This window comes from Agrococcus sp. HG114, from assembly GCF_024723325.1.
Lineage (GTDB): Bacteria > Actinomycetota > Actinomycetes > Actinomycetales > Microbacteriaceae > Agrococcus.
Genome location: NZ_JANQCH010000211.1, coordinates 1 through 1,700 on the forward strand (window position 1 = coordinate 1; position 1,700 = coordinate 1,700).

Annotated in this window: 2 protein-coding genes; both read right to left on the reverse strand. The window is 76.6% G+C overall.

The window, feature by feature from the left end; all coding sequences use genetic code 11:
- Positions 1-973: serine/threonine-protein kinase (locus tag NWP09_RS12730; protein ID WP_258275867.1), on the reverse strand; the 973-nt coding region annotated here is incomplete at its 3' end.
- 74 nt (positions 974-1,047) lie between these two features.
- Positions 1,048-1,566 (reverse strand): metallophosphoesterase, encoded by a 519-nt coding sequence (locus NWP09_RS12735; protein WP_258275868.1) that lies wholly within the window; start codon positions 1,564-1,566, stop codon positions 1,048-1,050.
- Positions 1,567-1,700: the final 134 nt, after the last annotated feature.

Genomic DNA, 1,700 nt, shown 5'->3' on the forward strand with positions numbered 1-1,700 from the left:
GCGCGAGCGTGCTCGCGGAGCCGTCGTGCGGCGCAGCGGAGGCGAGGGCCGCCGTCGCGGCCGCAGGAGCCGCTGCGAGCGCGCCGGCCGACGACGCCACCGCGACCGGGTTCGCGCTCGTGCTCGCCGCATCCGCCCCCGTCGCGCTCAGGCGCTCGAGCACCTCGGCGGCCGTCGGGCGCGAGCCGGGGTCGCGCGCGGTCATCGCGGTGAGCAGCGACTTCCAGCGATAGCCGAGCGAGCCGGGCACGACGGGATCCCGCGCGAGCCGCGCGCTCAGCGACTCGAGCAGCGAGCCCGGGTACTCGCGGCGCCCGGTGAGCGACTCGAGCAGCACGAGGCCGAGCGAGTAGATGTCGGACGACGGGTCGACGCGCGCACCCGTCGCCTGCTCGGGGGAGAGGTAGGCGGCGGTGCCGAGCACGGTGCCGGTCGCGGTGATGCGCTCGGCGCCGACGATCGCGGCGATGCCGAAGTCGGTGAGCTTGGTGTCGAAGCCGCGACCGCTGAGCGGCGACGGCGCGAGGAGCACGTTCGCGGGCTTGATGTCGCGGTGCACGATGCCCTTCGCGTGCACGACCGCGAGCGCCTCCGCGAGGTCCTGCGCCAAGCGGGTCACGTCGGGCTCGGGGAGCGGGCCGCCGGCGAGCCGCTCGGCGAGGCTCGGGCCGTCGACGAGCTCCATGACGAGGTACGAGACGCTGCGGCCGCCGGCCGTCGTGCGGCCCGCGTCGAAGAGCGTCACGAGCGCGCGGTGGTGCACGGCGGCGAGGAGGTCGACCTCCGAGCGCTCGCGGCGGAGCTCGGCCGCGTCGACCGAGGGGCGCACGATCGCCTTGACCGCCACCTCGCGGCCGAGCACCTCGTCGCGCGCGCGGTGCACGGCGGCCATGCCGCCGGTGCCGATGAGGGCGCCGATCCTGTAGCGCTCCGCGAGCAGCTGGCCAGGCTCGAGCGGATCGATCGCGCTCATCGCACCTCCCGTTTCCTCGGCAGGGTATGGCGGCAAGCCGGACGCAGCCTGGGCGACGGCTGTGCCGGCGGTGGTCATCGCGGGGTGGGGATGAGCCGGACGTCGCGCAGCGCGCCGCCGTCCGCGACCGCGGTCACGACCGTGCCGACGCTCTGGCGGCGGCGGTCGGTGGGGGAGCCGGGGTTGAGGAGGCGGAGGCCTCCCTGTGTCGTCGAGTCCCAGGGGATGTGCGAGTGGCCGAACACGAGCACGTCGCTCGGCGCGTCGGAGCCGGGCCCGAAGCGCGCGTCGCAGCGGCGCTCCCGGCCGGCCGCCGCGCCGGTCTGGTGCACGACGGCGATGCGCACGCCCTCGAGCTCGACGCGCGCGACCTCGCCGAGGCGCGCGTGGAGCTCCGGCCCGTCGTTGTTGCCCGCCACGCCGATCAGCCGCGCGGCGCGCGCACCGAGCTCGTCGAGGAACGAGGACGAGACCCAGTCGCCCGCGTGCACCACGGCATCCGCCTCGTCGACGAGCCGCCACACCTGCTCCTGCAGCGCCTTCGCCCGCACGGGCAGGTGCGTGTCGCTCAGCAGCAGGAGTCGGGTGGGCACGCCTCAGTCTCGCGCCGCCGCCCGGGAGTCCGCCGAGGCGGCGCCGATGCGGGCGAGCCGCATGCGCGCCCAGTCGGGCGCGCGGCGGCCGCCCCCGGAGGCGAGCGCGCGCTCGACGATGCGCAGCACGAGCC